We start from the raw sequence: 16,995 nt of genomic DNA on the forward strand, positions 1-16,995 counted from the left end.
GTCAATAGTTTTGCTTTTGTCCAAGCTTGCGGGTAAAAAGACCGGCAGCAAAACCTCAAGAGCCGCATGCCCATGAGCGACCGTATCAGCCTGCCCTACCCTACCCTCCTGCAGTCCGACGCCAAGGCGCCGCCCAAGGTTCCTCTGGAACTCGCTGCTAGCGCGGAAAGCGGTGTCCTGGATGCCATCACCTTCCGCACCATCGAGGTGGAGCAGCTGTTCGAAACCCTGAACCGCACGGCAACCCGTATCGGCCAGGCGAGTCTGTACCGCTCCCTCGCCGACCCCCTGACAGGCAAGCCCTTGATCGACGCGAAGCAGGCAGCCCTGAGGGAGCTCGAAGAGGATTCCGCGCTGCGCGAAGCTCTGCAATCGCTGATCTTGCACGCCTCACGCCGGGAAAAGGACTACTACGACCTACTGTTCGCCAGCTTCCTCGGAATGGCCTCCTCCCCCGCCCACGAGCTGGAACTGGGCGGCTACGGCTACGAAACCTACAAGCGCGGCACCCAGTTCATGCTGGACCTGGTCGCTCAGGTGGAACACCTGCCGGAGCCCAAGAGCGCCTATCTGCGCAGCCTGATGGACACGGTCAAGGGTTTCCGCGGCTCCAGAGCGCATACCCTGATGCTCGGCCCGGCCTACCGCACCGAAAAGAAAATCCTCACCCGGGCGGAAAAGCCCTGGTATCTGCCGGCTCTCAAGTTCCGCCCTTCGCTGTTCAAGCCGGTGGGACTCAGCCTGACCTTGATCCTGGTGCTGCTGGCACTGGAATTCGTGCCCCTGCTGCTGGATATGGCCGCATCTGTCGCACCGGTGTTCTGGCTGTTCGTGCTGCCCATTGCCCTCATCGCCTACGCCCCCATCGTCGGCAGCTTCGACCGGGACGGCTTCATCTATCCGCTGCGGCAGATTTTCAAGGCATCCGTTGAAGGGCAGAATGCACTGGATGCGCTAGGCCTTCTGGATGAATTGATGGCGTTTCTAAGCTTCAAGGAGGGGTTCGGACATCCGGTGACCCTGCCCAGAATCGTAGAAAGCAAGCGCAATACAGCCCTCTGGCAGGGGCTGCGCAACCCGATCCTGGCCTATGGCAATGAGGATTACGTAGGCAACGATATCGATCTCCAGAGCGAGCGACTCACCTTCATTACCGGCCCCAACAGTGGGGGCAAGACCGCCTTCTGCAAAACCCTGGCGCAAAGCCAGTTGCTGGCTCAGGCCGGCTGTTATGTGCCGGCTGAGCAGGCGGAGGTGACGGTCGCCGACCGCATCTTCTACCAAGTGCCGGAGACCAGTCACCTCAGCGACGGGGAAGGACGCTTCGGCACCGAACTGAAGCGCACCAAGGAAGTGTTTGTTGCGGCCTCCGCCCATAGCCTGGTGATCATGGACGAGTTGTCGGAAGGCACGACCCACAAGGAGAAGATCGAGATATCCACCGATATCCTCGACGGCTTCCGCCAAAAAGGCAATTCCACCCTGCTCATCACCCACAACCACGAACTGGTTGAACACTTCCAGGCCCGCGGCATCGGCCAAGCCCGCCAGGTGGAATTCAGGGACGAGAATCCCACCTACCGGCTGATCGAGGGAATTTCCAAGGTCAGCCACGCCGACCGGGTAGCCCGCAAGATCGGATTCTCCAAGGACGACATCGCCCAACTGCTCAAGGGTGGCTGACATGCTGGAGATCTTGCAGATACCAGTGCTGCAGGACAACTACGTGTACCTACTGCACGATCCCGGCACCGGCCACACCGCCGCTGTAGACCCGGCCGAAGCCGGCCCCGTGTTGGACGAGTTGGACCGCCGCCACTGGCGGCTCAGCCATATACTCAACACCCACCACCACGGCGACCACGTGGGCGGCAATATGGAGCTCAAACGCCACACCGGCTGCCTCATCGTCGGCATGGCGCGAGATCGTGCGCGCATTCCCGGACTCGATGTGGAAGTTGCCGACGGCGATACGCTGAAGCTGGGCGAAGCACAGGCGCAGGTGCTGGACGTGCCGGGCCACACCCGTGGACATGGGGCCTACTGGTTCGCCGCCGACAAGGCACTATTCTGCGGCGATACCCTGTTCGCCCTGGGCTGCGGCCGATTGTTTGAAGGCAGCGCCAGCGAAATGTGGGACTCGCTGGGCAAGCTTGCCGCCTTGCCGGTTGACACCCGCGTCTACTGCGCCCACGAGTACACCCAGGCCAATGCCCGTTTCGCGCTGAGCGTCGAACCCGGAAACACGGCACTGCAGGAGCGTGCCCGGTCGGTGGCGGCGCTCCGATCCCTTGGGCAGCCAACGGTACCCTCCACACTGGGCGAAGAACTCGAAACCAACCCCTTCCTGCGTCCGCGCAGCGCAGAAATCCGCCAGCATGTTGGCTTGTCCGAAGACGCCCCGGACTGGCACGTGTTCGCCACCCTCAGGCAGGAAAAGGATCAATTCAGGGGCTGATGAAGGCGGGGCTCAAGCATCGCACCCCATCAAATCCCGGATCACCACCGAGGCGCACACGCCGCCGAAGGCGGCTGGCAAATAGGAAATGGTGCCGTAGGCCGAGCGTTTGAAGTGGGAGCCGTCGGTGAGCATGAGGGACTCCTTGATCGGCATTTCCGGCGAAAACACCGTCTTCACCCCATGGCGGATGCCCAGCTTCTTCAAGCGGTGGCGCACGTACTTGGCGAAGGGACAGTTATAGGTCTTGCCGATATCCGCCACCCTCAACTGGGTCGGGTCCAGCTTGGCGCCCGCGCCCATGGAACTGATGAGGCGGGCGCGATGCTCGTAGGCAGTCTTGATGAACGTGACCTTCGGCGTGATGCTGTCGATGGCGTCCACCACGTAGTCGTAATCCTGGGCTAACAGTTCCGCCGCGCGACCCGGCGTCAGGAATTCGCGGATGGCGGTCAGCTTCAAGCCCGGGTTGATGGCCAGAAGGCGCTCGGCCATCAAATCGGCCTTGGGCAGACCGTGGGTGGTGGCCAGCGCGGGCAGCTGACGGTTGCGGTTGCTGGGATCGACGGTGTCGCCATCCACGATCGTCATGGCGCCGACGCCGCCTCGGCAAATGAACTCCGCCGCATAGGAGCCCACGCCCCCCATGCCCACCACCAGCACATGAGCCCGCTCCAGGCGCTCCAGGCGCGCCTTGCCGATCAGCAATTCGGTGCGGGAAAGCCAAGCTCTTTCACTCATGGGGAAATACCGTCAGAAAATTCTTCCAGATCGCGGCGCGCAATTCATCCGGAACCACACCGCGCAGCCTGGCGGCGGCGGCGTAGACTGCCCCGATCTCCAGGGACGCCGCATCAGTTTCCAGGAACAGCCGGTCTGCCGGAACCTCGGTAAACAGGGCAGCGGCGGCGCTTCGGGTCTCGAGCAGCGCGGCGCCGAAGGAGAGCCAGAAACCCTCCGCCAGCAATTGCTGGCCGATGCGCGCGCGCTGATTGAAGCCATGGACGATCATGGGCACCGAGACCCGGAGCTTCCGCTTCAATCCGACGAGTTCGCTGAAAGCGCGGACGCAATGAATGATCAACGGCTTGCCCAAGCTCTCGGCCAGGTGAATCTGCCGCATAAAGGCCTCCATCTGCACCGATAGCGCAGCACCGTGCAGGCGATCCAGGCCACATTCGCCGACAGCCAGCACGTCGGAACGGGTACACTGGCTCGCCACCCAGGCCAGCCGCTCCTCCAGGTCCGCGGCACCCGTATGCCAGGGATGCACGCCAAGGGCAAGATAAACGCCTTCGGTCTTGGCAGGCAGCGGGCCACCCGCTTCCACGCTTACGACCCGCACCGCACCAATACACCCTGCACCATGGGTATGGATATCCACCAGCGGCGGCATGCGTGCGAACCGCTCCGTCAGCGCCTCAGACGGCGGCAAAGACCTGGCGATAGAAGAAGTACAGCCAGGCCAAACCGTGCAGGATCACGATGCCCCAGAAGATGCGCTGGTAGGATGGCTTCTTGACCTTGTGGCGGTAACTGGTCTGCGCCAATAGCGCGCCTGGCCAACCACCGCACAGTTCCAGCAGGTGCATGTAGGACTCCGGCACGCGCCAACGGTTGAGCAGGGCGTGCTTCTTGTCCGCGCCGTAGATCATCAAGGTCAGGACGCTCATGAACATGTACGAGCCCAGGGGAATCGGATTGCCGGTGAACCAGATCATGTAAAGCGAGAACAGGACGGGCAGCCCCACCAGCGCCTGCTGCAGGAAAAGTTGCAGTTGCGTGGGCTTGGCGTCGGGGTCCACGTACTGCACGCCTTCGATGTAGGCCTGAGCGACGCGGCGCTGGCGATTGCCCCGCGCCGGCTCGGCGGGCTGGAAATGCACGACATCGCCGATCGCCGGCCTGCGCAGCATGCCCTTGCGGAATGCGCTGATGTGAACGAAGTAGTCGCGGCCGCCGCCCTCCGGGCGCACGAAGCCGAAACCCTTCTCATCCTTCCAGTCCACCAGCGTCCCCTTGTGCAAATTCGACATGCCCCGACCGCGTGACAGGATGGAAATCAGATGAACGGGCCAGCAGGGCCGGCCTCGGCGTTGGGCGCACCCCCTGCTTCCGGGCAGGTGCGCGAAAGGCGACTATTCTCCCAAAAATCGGCGACGCGCGACAACACGCGCAGATCAGGCTGGCTCTAAAGTGGCCTCGGACCCGGCCTGCAGCACCACCAGGGTCACGTCGTCCCTGAACGGCTTGCCGCCGAGAAACGCGCGCAGATCGGAAAACAGGGCTTCCACCACCTCCTGCGGCGGTTTGTCCCGGTGGGACACGAACATCTCGCAAAGTCTCGCGCTGCCGAAAAACTCCCCTTCGCTGCTCTGCGCCTCGGTAATGCCATCCGTGTACAAAAGCACCCGGTCCCCGGGGCTTAGCGCCACCTGCTTCTCCTCGAAATCCACCGTCGGGCTGACGCCCAGGATCAGCCCCTCCGTATCCAAGAGCTCGCAGCTAGGCGCTTCCTGGCGCAGCAGCAAGGGCCGATTGTGGCCTCCATTGGCGTAGCTTAGGACGCGGCGCGCGTAGTCATAGCGCAGGTAGAACATGGAAATAAAGAGATCCGCGCCGTCCAGATCCTCGTACAGCAGCTCATTCAGGACCCTCAGCACGTCGCCCGGGCCATGGTCGATGCCGCCGTTCTCCGCGTTCCGCGTGGCCGCCTTGAGGGTACTGCGGGCCTCCGCCATGATCAGGGCGGCGCCCACGCTATGACCGGACACATCGGCGATGACCACGTCCAGATGGTCCTGGAACTGGAAAAAGTCATAGTAATCGCCGCCCACGTGACTGGCCGGCAGGCATACCCCGGCCACCTCGGCCCCCCGGGTGCGCAGCGGCGCCTTGGGCAGCAGCGACAACTGGATCCGGCGGGCGATATCCAGTTCCTTGCGCTCGCTCTCGGCGCGGAGGCGCTCGGTCACGTCGGCCTGGATGCCGATGAAGTGCGTCAGGCGGCCATTGGCATCGTGCACCGGATCGATGAGAAGCTCGTTCCAGAACGGGATACCGCCTTTGCGGTAATTGCGGACCACCACCTCGCAGCCGCGCCCTTCTTTCAGGGAGCCACGTATCTCCCTGAGCGCGGTGGCGTCGGTTTCCTCACCGTGCAGGATGCGCATGTTCTGGCCCATCAATTCGTCCTTGCTGTAGCCGGTAAGGCGGCACAGGGCTGGGTTGACGTAGATGTTGGGCGTGTTCGGATGCTGCGCATCGGCGATGCAGATACCCACGCTGGCGGCCTCGATGGCGCGGTTGCGCAACCTCAGGGCATCCTCATAATGCTTGCGGGCGGTGATGTCATGATCGACCCCGCGCCACTTGATGATGCGGCCGCTGGGGTCCAGCACCGGCTCACCGGTGGATTCGGTGAACACCTCATGCCCGTCCTTGTGCCGGTAGTGGTTGAGCAGGCGGCAAAAACCCCGGCAGGATTCCACCAGTTCCGGGAATTCCTGTTGCCAGCGCAGGTTGTCCTCGGGCATCAGGAGGTCGAAATAGCGCATCCCGATGATTTCCTCGGGACGGTAACCCAGGATTTCGGACACCGCGCCGCTGCAATAGATGTAGCGCCCGTCCGTGTCCTGCTCCCACAGCCATTCCCCGGTCATCTCCGCGACCTGGCGGAAACGCTGTTCGCTTTCCTCCAGGGCGGCATGGTCGAGCTTCTGCTGGGTGATATCCTGGCGTATGACCAGGAAGTGGGTGACCTCACCCTCTGGGCTGAGAATGGGACTGATGGATTCCTGGACCCAGTAGCGTTCGCCGTTTTTGCGCTCGCCCTCCACCTCGCCTCGCCAGGTGCGCCCTTCGCGCAAGGTGCCCTTGAGGTTGCGGTACTGCGTGCCGATTGGTCCGGCGAAGGGGGACACAGAGGATTGCTGCCCCATGACCTCTTCGGCGGTATAGCCGGTCAGGCGGGTGAAACTGGGGTTCACGTACTCGACGAAACCGTCGACCCGCGCAATCAGGAGTGCGTTAGGGCTCTGCTGTATGGCCCTGGAAAGGATGAACAGCTGCTCCTGGACTTCCCTCCGGGCCGTGTAGTCCAGGCGGCCTTTGCCTCGTTGTCGTGGCACCAGTTCTCACTATTGGGGTTTGAAGGAGGGACCATAACTGGTCTCCACTTCGAAATTCTCCCACACAAAAGGCGGCTGAACGATAGGCTTGAGCGGAAATGGCGAAGTCAGCAGATCGACGGTACCGCCGATCGTGCGGCCGAGCATGTGCAGAACGCCCTTTGCCAACCCGCCGGTGAACCCCAGAACCAAATTCACCTGATTGGACGTGTTGATAATGTTCTTGGGCACCTCGATCCAGCCCAGGGTCATGTTGGCCAATCCAGACCCCAACTTGAGCCCGACGCCTTCGCCGTAGATCTGTGGAGGCTGTGTCCTGACGTTGCTGGCAGCCGGCGCCATGGTGCCTGTCGGATCGCCGTAGTAATTCTGGGCGAATGCAACGGAACCCAGGCTCATCAGGGTGAGCGCGAGCAGGAAAGAACTGAGCTTGCTGTGCATGGCGGGCCTCAATGGTGTTGGTAGCGCTTACTTGCTGACTCAAGAGTATGCAATGCAGGTGCTTTTTTCAAATGCGCGGCGGCCCGGAACCGACCTCACCACGGCAGGGTTTCACCCCTGAAATTGACGAAGCATCCGGTGTCACCCATCTGGAATTCGTCGATGACCTTGCGCATGCCAGCCACGCTTTCGGTCACGGAGGTGGGTGCCTGGAGCCCGCCCATGTCCGTTTGCACCCAGCCCGGGTGGAGGATGATGAAGCCCACGCCGCGCGGGCGAAGGTCGATGGAGAGGGTGCGCATGGCGGCGTTCAGGGCTGCCTTGCTGGAGCGGTAGAAAAGCGCGCCGCCGCCGCGGTTATCCGCCATGCTGCCCATCAGGCTGGTGATGGCGACCATCAGCTTGCGTTCACTGCGCTGCAACTGGGGCAGGAAAGCCTCCAGCAGCTTTACCGGAGCCAGGGCATTAACGGTCATGGTTTCCTGCCAGCGCCCGTAATCCAACGCCCCGAATCCGTGGCGGTCGTGATCGCCGTAGATCCCCGCATTGGCCAGCAGCACGTCGATGGTCTCTCCGCCCAGTTGAGCACTTAGAGTATCCGCCTGCCCGAAGCGAGCCACATCCAGCTCATGCACGCTCACACCGGAGTGGCGCGCCGCCAGGCCTTGCAACTCATGGGCCGCCGAAGGATTGCGGCAACAGGCGAGCACCTTCCAGCCCGCTTCCGCATACTGGCGGCAAAATTCCAGACCGATGCCGCGATTGGCACCCGTCACCAGTACCGTCGCCATGTCGCTACTCCAGCTTTCCGCCCGACTTGCGCGTCAGAAACGGTAGTTCAGGGCCGCGCGCACCGTGTGCGTGCGCAGATCCGCCTCGGCCTGACCGTTGGGGTCGCTGAAACCGGTGATGACCGGCAGGCGCGTATTCAGCGCGTTGCCGTAGTCGGTGTAGAGATACTCGGCGCGCACCGAGAAATGCTCCTGGAAGCCATATTCCATGCCGCCGCCCAATACCCAACCGGTCTGCGCGCTGTTCTGCGAATAGGAGTCGCCGTGCTCGTTGACGTATTGCAGGGCCGTATCGGCAAAGCTGACTCCCGCCGTGATATAGGGCATCAGGTTGTAGTCCAGGGAATAACCCAGGCGGCCGCGCAGTGCACCCTGGATCCGGTTTTTCACGGTAAAGCGGTCGAAGGTCGAGTTGTAGCAGGGGCAATCCGCGGAGCCGCTGCTATCGGGATAGGTGAAGTCCGCCTCGCCGCCCAGCACCAACTTGTTCTCCAACTGCTTCAAATAGCCCACGTGCGCACCGGGCAGGAAACTGGTGGAATGGATGTCGCGCTTGCACGGGTCTTCGACCAGGGCAAGCTGGTTCGATTTCAAGTCGGAGTCGTTGAAGATGGCGCCGGCGCTGATGCCCACATAGAGCCCGGTCCAATCCATCGGGCCTGGCGCCTTGGCCGGCGCAGCGCCTTCGGCAGCCCCCACGATGCCTGGCGCCAACAGCGCGGAGGCCAGCAGAGCCACCCGGCGGGCAGCGACCGATCGAAAAGCGTTCACTAGCGTTCTGTTCATGATTGCGGTTCTTCGTTCCTGGAGCCATTCCGGCTCGTTGTAAGCCGCCATCGCAGCGATGGCACCGACGCTGGGGCTGGGCCGTCGAATCGGCCGGCCCCACTGCCACTCCTTCATCGCAGCCTTATCACCACCGAGTTGGATGTCACAGGGTTATAGGTACCGTTGCCCTTGCGGGTGGCGGTTACCGTGCAGGAACCGCCACCGCGCGGACCGAAGACCTTCACATAGGTCTTGGATCCGGACTTCACCAGCTTGCAACTGGCCGCGCCACTTGCCTTGACCTTGTAGCGCACGCCGCCCTTGATGCTGCCGCCCTTGACCTTGAGAACGACTGGCCGCCCGCAGCAGGCCACAGTGCGCCCCGCGGTCAGGATCAACGGATCCTGCGTGGCCTTGCCGGCATCGTCGCTGACCAGCACGGTTGCACTGGCGCTGTTGTTACCCGGGTTCGCATCGCTGGACGTGGTCGTAATGCTGGCAGCAATGGGAACCGCCCCATCCCCTGGCGCCGTGTAGCTGAAGCCGATGTTGATGATCTGGCCGGCCGCCAGCGTGCCGGGCAGCCCCGTGAAGGTCACGACACCCGTGGCAGGGTCATAGCTGGCGCTTGCGCCATCGGGAAGCCCGGTGAAACTCACGCTGGGCGGGAAATACGCGGCATTGCCAAAGCTAGCCGCATAGGTGATACCCGTCGCCGCTTCTCCGCCGGTATTGCCGAAGGTGAGAACGCCTTCCACCGTCGAACCCGCGGTAACCGCCGCCGGCGCGCTGATCTTCACATAGGGATCGGTGGGCCCCACGCCGATGCTGAACGTGGCGGAATTGTTGTCCAGGAACGTGTCACTGGAGCTGGTAGCGACATTGGTCGTCACCACCACCGGACCGGTGAGGGGAGCAATGAAGCTGTAAGACATGAAGGGAATGGTCTGCCCCGGCTCCAGGGTCGCGGGCAGCCCGGACAGGGCTACCACGCCCGTGGCATTGTTATAACTGGCACTGGCGCCACTGGGCAGATTGCCGAACGTAACGGTTCCGAGGCCCGCGGGCAGACTCATCCCGTAAGTCACATTCTCGGCCCGATTGGAACCGTTGTTGAAAAAACTGAATGTGCCGGAGACCGCGGTGCTGCTCGCCGCGCTACTGGGACCGGTTATGGAGGTCCCCACGTCCACCGCAATGGAGCGGATCACCAGCGTCGATTCGGCGGCCGGACTGGCGTAATGGGTCCACAGGTTCACGCCCTTGGCGTCACCCCAGCCGGAGCCAGGGACGCAGTCGAGCGCCACATTTGCGCCCGGCTCCCAGTTGCGGTAGGCGGTTGTTGAATCCACGCCGGTGAGACTGACGGGTACCGTGGGACCCGCCGGCGTGCCGGTATCGCAAAGGGTTCCGTTCAACACACCTACCAGGGCACCGCTCTGGGTCCGGTAGCCGCGGTCGTCGTAAAACACTGTGGTGCTGGGACTTACGGCACCGTTGAGTCGAGTCACCTGCGGACCCGCGCCAGGATTGTTCTCCGGGTCGATGATGGGCATGTGGATGTCGCCATTGCGCCCGAATACGCGGTAAGAGTAAGTGCTGGCGCTGGAGGGAAAACTATTGCCAGCGTTGTCCTTGCCGTCCCACTCGGCCGTCTGGGTGCCGGTGCCGGCGATGCCTGAGATGACCCTGTTGCCGGAACTGTCCGGATCGAAATCGACCCCGTCGCGGCTGATCACGATTTCATAGCTCTGGGTATTGAGGGTGTCGAACTGGAAGCTTCCGCCCACGCCCGGTGTCGTGACCGCACCGCCCTGGGCTCCGGTAAACGTCACATTGGTGACCAACGGATCCTTAGGTGATGCGGGTATATCCAGCGCACCGAGGACGGTCTCGACCTCTGCGTTGTTGGGACCGGTAGCGCTAACGTCACTGAAGAAGATCGGGAACTGCGGGGTCTGGGTCGTCACGCCATCCGGAAGAGTCGTAACCAGGTCTTCCTGTCCGCGGATATCCTTGAGCAGGGGCTGGCCGTTGTCGAGAAAGCCGTAAAGATTTCCGTAAAGGGCAAAGCCGATAGGATCAAGGCCGCGCATGAATTCCGAGTAGCGGTACCCGTCCAGGGTAACGAAATAGTGGGTCGAATAGATCGGCTCACCGACAGCATCGCCGGAACTGGCGACCCAGGCGTATGTAAAGAGACGGCCATTGCTGTCCGCGGTGGAACCTGCGTTAGCGCGAACCGTCACATCCCAGGCCGCGACGGACACCGTATTTGGCAATGTGGAACTGATGTCACCGTTGGGCCCGCTTTGTCCGGAGGTGGCCGGCGTGAACCGCACACCGTAGATGCCATCCGAAGGCGCCCGGTAGGCACAGGGCGCAAACCCGCCGTTCACAGTTCCCGACCCGTCGGCACTGTTAGGCCCAGCGAGCTCCTGTGCACGGCTGTCGATGATACCCCGCCCGGCACCGCCGAACGAGCCTTCTGGCGGCGAGTCGGAAGAGCAGGCGAAGTCCGCACTGGCAGGAATCTGCTCGTCACCCGGCGTGCCGAAACCATGAGGATTGTAGACCAGCACGTCACCGCCAGCGCCGCGGTTGCTGGAGCCTACCAGGATGTATTCTCCCGCTCGCGCGTAGACATAAAGAAACGTCTGACGAACGATCTTGCCCAGATAGCGCTCATTGGGCCGAATGTCCAGGTTGGCGCGTGAGCCTTCTGCGGGATAGGTCGCGGGGTAGAGCGATCGGCTACCCTCCGCCAACGCCGGCCGCTGCATCGCCAGAAACACAAAGAAACTGATGAAAAACAGCTGCGTAACGAATCCGAGTTTTCGCATAGTCATGATGAGTTCTTCGTAGGGCGTGGCGAGGCCAGCCGGATTTTGACCAATGAGGTAGCATATCCCCTGGAAGATGGACCGCCTGCGCGGGACTGCGGCAGACGCTTCTGCGCTGTAGATGGGGCCTGAAGATCCTCGGCCCGACCGCATGGGGATTCCGGTGGAGTTTAGCGGCGTGTAGCAGGAAATCAAGCTGTCGGCCGCCGGCGTCACGGGCCTGACAGCCTATTTGGCCTTCTCTTCGTAGATCAGGATGACCGCAATGCCTCCGTAACTGGCAATCTAGCCGCGCGAATGGCCGGAGGCAAGCCCCCCAGAAGTCCGATCGCCAGTGCCCAGAGCACGCCCTGCCCCAACAGGGCTGGCGTGATTCGGAAATCGAATGCAACCTGCGAAAAAGTCTCGAAATTCAGGGTGGAAAGACTGGCTCCGTCGCAGTACAGATAAGCCAGAGCCCCACCCGCGGTCCCTCCGATGAGGGCCAGCAGCAGGGCCTCGGCCATCACCGAAACGACCACCGGAGCCGCTCCAAAGCCGATGGCCCTGAGGGTGCCTATTTCCACCTGGCGGCTGGCGACCGCGGAGTACATGCAATTAAGCGCGCCGAACATGGCGCCGATGGCCATGAAACTGGCCACGGTGTAGCCCAGCACGTTGATCAGGGTACCCAGCAACTGAGACTGCTTGGCGTAATATTCGGGTTCGCGCAGCACGCTGATGGAAAACCGGGGGTCCGCATCGATACGCTGCCGTAGCGCATCCAGATCGTCGGTTATTGCCAGCTTGGCGGTCATCGATTGAAACCCCAGTCGCCGAAAGGCCGAGACCGCCGTCTCCGCGTCCGCCCAGACCTCCGACTCGTGCACATCGCCGCCGCTGGCGAAGATGCCCACGACCTCCCAGTCGCTGTCGCGGAAGTCGATGCGGGCCCCCACCTCCAGCCCCTGGAACTGCTGCGCCGCCTTCTGGCCCACGATCACCTCGCGGAGACCCGCGCCGAAGCGGCGCCCCTGGACCAGCCGGAGTTCATCACGGATGGCAAATGCCGCCGGCTGCACGCCGCGAAACGGCACATTGCTAGGCGTCCCGGTGTCACGGCGGGGAAGATCCGCCACCACCACCAGTTCGGCGGAGGCCAGGGGCTGGCCTTGCGAATCCCGGGCGATCTCCGGCGTGTTGGCCAGGATCTGCGCCTGGTCCCGCGCAATACTGCTGGCCAGTTCGGCATCCGAGCCCGAGCGCAGCAGGATGGCGCGGTCGGGCCGCCCGGTGCTGGCCAGGGTGTGACGAAAGCCCTGCGCCATGGACAGCACCGACACCAGCACCGCCACCACGCCGGCGATGCCGACGATCACCACCAGGGAAGCCCCCGGCCGCTGCGGCACGCTGCGCAGGTTCATCCAGGTGATGGCCAGCACCTGGCGCAAGCTACCCATGGGCTCCCCCGGTTTCAGGCATGGACGGCCACATCATCCGCCACGCAGGGCATCGACGATGCGCAACCGGCGCACGCGCCAGGCTGGCGGCAGCCCGATGGCCAGCGCCAGGGACAGCAGGATCGCAGCGGCCAGTCCCCAGGTGGCAGGACTCACGAACAAAGGTGGGAACTTGCCGCCCGTGGCCGCGTTAAGCGGGCGCAGCATCAGGGTCGCCAGCAGCATGCCCAACCCGCCACCCAGCAATAGGAGCAGCAAGGCCTCCGACAGCACCAAGCCCGCCACCTTGCCGTCGCTGAAGCCCAGAGTCTTGAGGATGGCGAACTCGGGTATGCGCTCGCGCACCGACTGGGCCATGGCATTGCCGGTGAGCAGCAGCAGGGTGAAAAAGACCGCGGCCAGGATGCGCGTCACCAGGGCGCCGATGTCGCCGATCTGCTTGGCGAAACCCAGGGCGAACTCCTTCTCCGGCTGGGTCTTGGTTTCATCGGGCGAATTGGCGAACAGCCGGTCGATGGCGGCGCCCACCTCGCGCGCGCGGCCGGAATCGGCGATGCGGACGATATACCAGCCGGTGCTGCCCTTGCCTGTGCGGCGCGCCTCGTCGAAGTAGGCGTTGTTGATCAGCACCACGTCGGTGTTGCCCTGCTGGGCCGGGTCCTCGGCGTCGAGCACCCCCGTGAGTTCGAACTCCCAATCCAGCCCGCCGTTGCGCTGGGCATGGATCTCCGAGCGAATGGGCAGCTTTTGGCCGAGTTTCCAGCCGAATCGCCGCACCAGCCTGACGCCTGCCACTGCGCCGGTGCGCGTGCCCTCGAAGGCCGCCCGCTGAGCCGGGTCGATCCGAAATTCCGGGTACATGTCCAGATAGCGCGCGGGATCCACGGCGAACACCGGGAAGGCATTGCTTTGGTCCTGGTATTTCGCGCCGAACCAGTTGGCATAGGCCACGGCCACCACGCCTGGCACCCGCTCGATCTTGCCGAGATGCGCCAGGGGCAAGGGGTCGATGATGGAGTAGCGGGCCGTGGTCAAAAGACGCTTGGCGTCGGCGGCATCGGCACCGGCGTCGAACGCCACTCTGACGGCCTGCAGCAGACCGAACAGGATGAAGGCCGCCACTACCGAGAGCAGGGTCAGCAGGGTGCGGGTCTTCTTGCGAAACAGGCCCGACCACAGCAGCGGAAGGAACTTCACGCCTCCCCCGCCGAAGCCCCTTGCTCCGCCAGGGTGCCCTTATCCAGATGCAGTTGCCGGCCGGCGTATTCCGCGGCCTTGGGATCGTGGGTCACCATGACCACGGTCTTGCCATGCTCGCGGTTGAGCATCTGCAGCAGCCCCAGGATCTCGTCGGCGGTCTTGCGGTCCAGGTCGCCGGTGGGCTCGTCGCACACCAGCAAGGCCGGATCGGTGACGATGGCGCGCGCAATGGCCACGCGCTGCTCCTGACCGCCGGACAGTTCCCCCGGCTTGTGCCCGGCGCGATCGGAAAGCCCCACCAGTTCCAGGGCCAGCGCCGCATGCCGCCGCCGCTGGGCCGCGCTCAACCGGGTCAGCAGCAAGGGCAGTTCCACGTTCTTTTGCGCGCTGAGGGCGGGCAGCAGATTGTAGAACTGGAACACGAAGCCCACATGGGCGGCTCGCCAGTGCGACAGGCCCGCGCTGGAGAGCCGGTCGATGCGCTGTCCGGCGATCTCGATGCTGCCGGCGGAAGGGGTGTCCAGCCCACCGATCAAATTGAGCAGGGTCGTCTTGCCCGAGCCCGAAGGCCCCATGAGGGCGACGAATTCGCCGCGCGCGATATCCAGATCGATGCCGTGCAGCACCTCGACGGTATCAGTCCCGCGCCGGTAGGCCTTGGTCACACCGCGTATCAGAATCAGGCTCTCATCGCCGGACATGGCTCACTCCACCTGCACCGATTGCCCGTCCCGCAGGTCCGCGCCGGGTGAAAGCACGACCTGTTCGCCGCCACGCAGGCCGGCCAGCACGCGCCGACTCCCGCCCACGGCCTCGCCCAGGGTCAGGGCGCGGCGCTGCGCCCTGCCTTCCTTCACCACGAACACGGCGGAGGCATCGCCCTCGCCCACCAAAGCCGCAGCCGGCACCAGCACCGCGGGCGGCGCCTTGGAGGCGAGGGATTGCGGCTCCTCCAGAAACGCCACACGGACGCCCATGTCGGGCACGATCCTGGGGTCCTTTTGCTTGAGGGCGATGCGCACCTTGACCGTGGCCTTGGTGCGGTCGGCCGTGGGTATGATGGCGATGACCTCGGCGGGTATGGACCAATCCGGGTAGGCATTGAGGCGCGCCTCCACCGGCTGACCGGCTTTCACGCGGCCGATGAAGGACTCGTTGACATCCACCTCGATTTCCAGGGAATCCATATCGACGATGGTGCCGATGCCGGTGCGGGTGAAACCGCCGCCCGCGGACATGGGTGAGACGATCTCGCCGGGCTGGGCTGCCTTGGTTACGATGACGCCGGAAAACGGCGCGCGCACGACGGTGTTGTCCAGATTCACCTGCGCCACCCGCACGCCCTGTTCGGCCACCGTCAGCTGCAGTTGCTGGGTGGCCAGGCGCGCTTTGAAGGAATCCACGCTGACGCGCCCCTGCTCGGCCGCCTGGGCGCTGACGAGCTTGCGCGCGGCCAGGTCGCGCAACCGCGCCCAATCCCGCCGCGCTTGTTCCAACTGTACCTGAAAGTCCTCCAACTGCGAGCGCGCGGCGTCGCGCTGCGCCTGGCTCAGAGCCAATTGCGCCTTGGCATCCACCGGGTCCAGCCGGGCCAGCACCTCGCCCTCCTGCACCCGCCGACCTTCCTCGATGTAGATGGCTTCGATTTTCCCCGTGATCTTGGCGGAAACGGTGGCCTGCCGGCGCGCCACCACGTATCCGGTGGCATCCAGGATGGAAGCGGGACCCGAGCTTTCCAGCACCGCGGCGGCAGTCTTCACATGGATCGGGGCATCACGCCCGAACAGCCACCAGGCCCCGACGGCCACGGCCGCCGAGAGCAGCATCCAAGGCAGCCAGGAGGCTTTGCCTCCGGGCGCCTGGAATTCCTTGCGGTCGATATGAAGCTGCTTGAGGAGTTCGGATTTTTCCAAAGGAGAAGCATAAGGCTTGAAGCGGAAGGCGGCCCGCCCCCGCATTGTAAAGCGGCGCGAACGGCATGGAAATGCAAACGGCCCTGGGCTCGAAAGCGCAGGGCCGCTTGTTGCAGCGTGTCAGCCGCTCAATAACGAACAGAGCGCACTGTCGAACGTGCCCGGTCAGGCGCCTTGGGTCTTATTGATCAGGCCCAAAAATACCCGTCTGGTATTTCGGGCCGACGCCAAGGTCGGTACGCGCCCGACCTTGGCTGACACGGCCAGTCGCCGCGCCGGGACATCCTTGCCCCGCATTAACCCGGCCACTAAGGGCCGGGTTAATGACGACTCAGGCCGCGAAGTTCTTCGCCGCAAACTCCCAGTTGACCAGACTCCAGAAGGCTTCCAGGTACTTGGGACGCAGGTTGCGGAAATCGATGTAATAGGCATGCTCCCACACATCGCAGGTCAGCAGCGGGGTCTGTCCGCTGGTCAGCGGGCAGCCCGCGTTGCTGGTGCTAACCAGCGCCAGGCTGCCGTCGGCATTCTTGACCAGCCAGGCCCAGCCGGAACCGAAGGTGGTAACCGCACACTTGGTGAACTCCTCCTTGAACTTGTCGAAGGAACCGAAAGCCTTCTCGATGGCGGCGGCCAGTTCACCGGTCGGCGCGCCGCCACCAGTGGGGGACAGGCTGTTCCAGTAGAAGGTGTGGTTCCAGATCTGGGCGGCGTTGTTGAAGATGCCGCCCGTGGATTTCTTGACGATCTCCTCCAGGGACAGGTTCTCGAACTCCGTACCCGGAATCAGGTTGTTCAGGTTGGTGACGTAGGTCTGGTGGTGCTTGCCGTAGTGAATCTCCAGGGTCTCTGCCGAGATATGCGGCTGCAGGGCATCCTTGGCATAGGGCAGAGGGGGCAGTTCGTGGGTCATCAAAGTCTCCTTGCGTGATTGGTTTCTTCTTCGGCAGAAGGGGCGCTGAGCGTCGCGCTTTTACCGAGCTTAATAGTGGAAAATTGAGTCTACCATCTG

At 63.5% G+C, this 16,995-nt stretch carries 15 protein-coding genes; 2 read left to right on the plus strand and 13 right to left on the minus strand.

Annotated elements, in window-relative coordinates; genetic code table 11:
- Positions 1 to 72 precede the first annotated feature (72 nt).
- Positions 73 to 1,683, plus strand: coding sequence for a MutS-related protein (locus EK23_RS02845; protein ID WP_045223973.1), 1,611 nt, complete (start codon positions 73 to 75; stop codon positions 1,681 to 1,683).
- A gap of 1 nt (position 1,684) precedes the next feature.
- On the plus strand, positions 1,685 to 2,458 hold the full coding sequence (gene gloB, locus EK23_RS02850) for a hydroxyacylglutathione hydrolase (RefSeq protein ID WP_045223703.1): 774 nt from the start codon (positions 1,685 to 1,687) through the stop codon (positions 2,456 to 2,458).
- 12 nt (positions 2,459 to 2,470) lie between these two features.
- Here the strand turns inward: gloB and EK23_RS02855 are convergent, their stop codons facing one another.
- From EK23_RS02855 to sodB, 13 genes are all read right to left on the minus strand, one after another.
- Positions 2,471 to 3,199 (minus strand): tRNA threonylcarbamoyladenosine dehydratase, encoded by a 729-nt coding sequence (locus EK23_RS02855; protein ID WP_045223704.1) that lies wholly within the window; start codon positions 3,197 to 3,199, stop codon positions 2,471 to 2,473.
- Complete coding sequence (locus EK23_RS02860) at positions 3,192 to 3,854, minus strand: TatD family hydrolase (protein ID WP_045223705.1); 663 nt, start codon at positions 3,852 to 3,854, stop codon at positions 3,192 to 3,194. Before EK23_RS02860 ends, EK23_RS02855 begins: the two co-directional genes overlap by 8 nt.
- A 25-nt stretch (positions 3,855 to 3,879) precedes the next feature.
- Positions 3,880 to 4,494, minus strand: coding sequence for a DUF1294 domain-containing protein (locus EK23_RS02865; RefSeq protein WP_045223706.1), 615 nt, complete (start codon positions 4,492 to 4,494; stop codon positions 3,880 to 3,882).
- 144 nt (positions 4,495 to 4,638) lie between these two features.
- Positions 4,639 to 6,588, minus strand: a complete 1,950-nt coding sequence (locus EK23_RS02870) for a PAS domain S-box protein (protein WP_052807865.1) — start codon at positions 6,586 to 6,588, stop codon at positions 4,639 to 4,641.
- Positions 6,589 to 6,597: 9 nt separating this feature from the next.
- Complete coding sequence (locus tag EK23_RS02875) at positions 6,598 to 7,029, minus strand: exosortase system-associated protein, TIGR04073 family (protein WP_052807866.1); 432 nt, start codon at positions 7,027 to 7,029, stop codon at positions 6,598 to 6,600.
- Between the two features lie 95 nt (positions 7,030 to 7,124).
- A complete protein-coding gene (locus EK23_RS02880) occupies positions 7,125 to 7,820 on the minus strand; it encodes an SDR family oxidoreductase (protein WP_045223707.1) in 696 nt (231 codons plus the stop codon).
- A gap of 33 nt (positions 7,821 to 7,853) precedes the next feature.
- Positions 7,854 to 8,606, minus strand: a complete 753-nt coding sequence (locus EK23_RS21440) for an outer membrane protein (protein ID WP_158002433.1) — start codon at positions 8,604 to 8,606, stop codon at positions 7,854 to 7,856.
- Between the two features lie 113 nt (positions 8,607 to 8,719).
- Entirely contained in the window at positions 8,720 to 11,437 is a 2,718-nt protein-coding gene (locus EK23_RS02890; protein ID WP_145998538.1) for a DUF11 domain-containing protein, read from the minus strand.
- Between the two features lie 245 nt (positions 11,438 to 11,682).
- Positions 11,683 to 12,870 carry an ABC transporter permease gene (locus EK23_RS02895; RefSeq protein ID WP_045223709.1) on the minus strand — a complete coding sequence of 396 codons (1,188 nt, stop codon included), beginning with the start codon at positions 12,868 to 12,870 and terminating at the stop codon, positions 11,683 to 11,685.
- Between the two features lie 33 nt (positions 12,871 to 12,903).
- Positions 12,904 to 14,067 (minus strand): ABC transporter permease, encoded by a 1,164-nt coding sequence (locus tag EK23_RS02900; RefSeq protein ID WP_045223710.1) that lies wholly within the window; start codon positions 14,065 to 14,067, stop codon positions 12,904 to 12,906.
- Positions 14,064 to 14,771, minus strand: coding sequence for an ABC transporter ATP-binding protein (locus EK23_RS22980; protein WP_045223711.1), 708 nt, complete (start codon positions 14,769 to 14,771; stop codon positions 14,064 to 14,066). The genes EK23_RS02900 and EK23_RS22980 overlap by 4 nt, the downstream gene beginning before the upstream one ends.
- 3 nt (positions 14,772 to 14,774) lie before the next feature.
- Positions 14,775 to 15,983: an efflux RND transporter periplasmic adaptor subunit gene (locus tag EK23_RS22985; RefSeq protein ID WP_200892058.1), complete on the minus strand. Its 1,209-nt coding sequence runs from the start codon at positions 15,981 to 15,983 to the stop codon at positions 14,775 to 14,777.
- A 331-nt stretch (positions 15,984 to 16,314) separates the two neighbouring features.
- Positions 16,315 to 16,896: a superoxide dismutase [Fe] gene (sodB, locus tag EK23_RS02915; protein WP_045223713.1), complete on the minus strand. Its 582-nt coding sequence runs from the start codon at positions 16,894 to 16,896 to the stop codon at positions 16,315 to 16,317.
- Positions 16,897 to 16,995: the final 99 nt, after the last annotated feature.

Source organism: Methyloterricola oryzae (genome assembly GCF_000934725.1).
Taxonomy (GTDB): Bacteria; Pseudomonadota; Gammaproteobacteria; order Methylococcales; family Methylococcaceae; genus Methyloterricola; species Methyloterricola oryzae.

Coding starts and splice junctions, on each gene's coding strand:
- EK23_RS22980 (WP_045223711.1), bottom strand. CDS start 14,771: ATGTCCGGCGATGAGAGCCTGATTCTGATACGCGGTGTGACCAAGGCC.
- EK23_RS02890 (WP_145998538.1), bottom strand. CDS start 11,437: ATGACTATGCGAAAACTCGGATTCGTTACGCAGCTGTTTTTCATCAGT.
- EK23_RS02895 (WP_045223709.1), bottom strand. CDS start 12,870: ATGGGTAGCTTGCGCCAGGTGCTGGCCATCACCTGGATGAACCTGCGC.
- EK23_RS02855 (WP_045223704.1), bottom strand. CDS start 3,199: ATGAGTGAAAGAGCTTGGCTTTCCCGCACCGAATTGCTGATCGGCAAG.
- EK23_RS21440 (WP_158002433.1), bottom strand. CDS start 8,606: ATGAACAGAACGCTAGTGAACGCTTTTCGATCGGTCGCTGCCCGCCGG.
- EK23_RS02860 (WP_045223705.1), bottom strand. CDS start 3,854: ATGCCGCCGCTGGTGGATATCCATACCCATGGTGCAGGGTGTATTGGT.
- EK23_RS02865 (WP_045223706.1), bottom strand. CDS start 4,494: ATGTCGAATTTGCACAAGGGGACGCTGGTGGACTGGAAGGATGAGAAG.
- sodB (WP_045223713.1), bottom strand. CDS start 16,896: ATGACCCACGAACTGCCCCCTCTGCCCTATGCCAAGGATGCCCTGCAG.
- EK23_RS02875 (WP_052807866.1), bottom strand. CDS start 7,029: ATGCACAGCAAGCTCAGTTCTTTCCTGCTCGCGCTCACCCTGATGAGC.
- EK23_RS02880 (WP_045223707.1), bottom strand. CDS start 7,820: ATGGCGACGGTACTGGTGACGGGTGCCAATCGCGGCATCGGTCTGGAA.
- gloB (WP_045223703.1), top strand. CDS start 1,685: ATGCTGGAGATCTTGCAGATACCAGTGCTGCAGGACAACTACGTGTAC.
- EK23_RS02845 (WP_045223973.1), top strand. CDS start 73: ATGAGCGACCGTATCAGCCTGCCCTACCCTACCCTCCTGCAGTCCGAC.